The sequence below is a fragment of the Bacillus sp. 05T31 genome (assembly GCF_056396725.1).
The window spans coordinates 1-1,040 of sequence record NZ_JBFTMA010001046.1; the positions used below are offsets into that span (position 1 = coordinate 1).

General features: G+C 37.8%; 1 protein-coding gene. It reads right to left on the bottom strand.

Going from position 1 to position 1,040, the window contains the following annotated elements:
- The coding region (locus AC1DJR_RS31180; protein WP_477004383.1) for an aminotransferase class III-fold pyridoxal phosphate-dependent enzyme at positions 1-904 on the bottom strand (904 nt) is incomplete at its 3' end.
- Positions 905-1,040 lie beyond the last annotated feature (136 nt).

The window sequence follows — 1,040 nt, forward strand, 5'->3', positions numbered from 1 at the left end:
CAATGACACCACTTATCGGTACACCAGCACCTAATGATTTAGATACCGTAATTAAGTCTGGAACGACATCATAATGATCAATTGCAAAGTATTTTCCGGTACGACTAAAGCCTGTTTGAATTTCATCAGCTACAAATAAAATACCGTGCTCTGAACAAATGCTGCGTACTTCTTGAACGAATTTCTTACTTGGAACGATAAATCCGCCTTCCCCTTGAACAGGTTCCATTACAACTGCTGCAATTGTTTCTGGTGCTACTTCTGATATGAAGAAGTTCTTGAACTCTTCAATGATAAAGTCATCATACTGCTCTTCTGTTAAACCTTCTGGGCGACGGTATTCATATGGGAATGGCGCTTTATATACTTCTGGAGCAAATGGGCCAAATCCAAATTTATATGGTTTTACTTTACTTGTCATCGTCATTGTCATTAATGTACGCCCATGAAATCCTTTAGAAAATGCGATAATTCCAGGTCTCTTCGTATATTTACGAGCAATCTTCACTGCATTTTCAACCGCTTCTGCCCCACTATTTAAAAACAGCACTTGTTTATCGAAATTACCTGGCGCTAATGCGGCCAGCTTTTCTGCCAATTCAATATACGGCTCATACATCATCACATTAAATCCAGTATGAATATATTGATCTACTTGTTTATGAAGCGCTTCTTTAACAGCTGGATGACAGTGTCCTACATTAATTGTCCCAATTGCTCCTGCGAAATCAATGTACTGATTTCCATCCACATCTGTTACGAGTGCACCATTTGCAGACTGTACAAATGTTGGAATACCATTACTTACTCCTTTTGGTACTATATTTTGGCGGCGTTCTAATAAAGACGCTGCTTTCGGTCCTGGAATTTGTTCATTTACTTTAGCAAATTTTTTTGTGTTCATTGTGTACCCCATCCTTTTCTATACAATGTTTTCTCTTTATATTGCAAGATGTATGCCAACTCCCTCTTTCTAGTATTCATCCCATTCTCTTACTATCTCGGCATAAAAAAATAAGTCTATAAAGACTCATATAGAG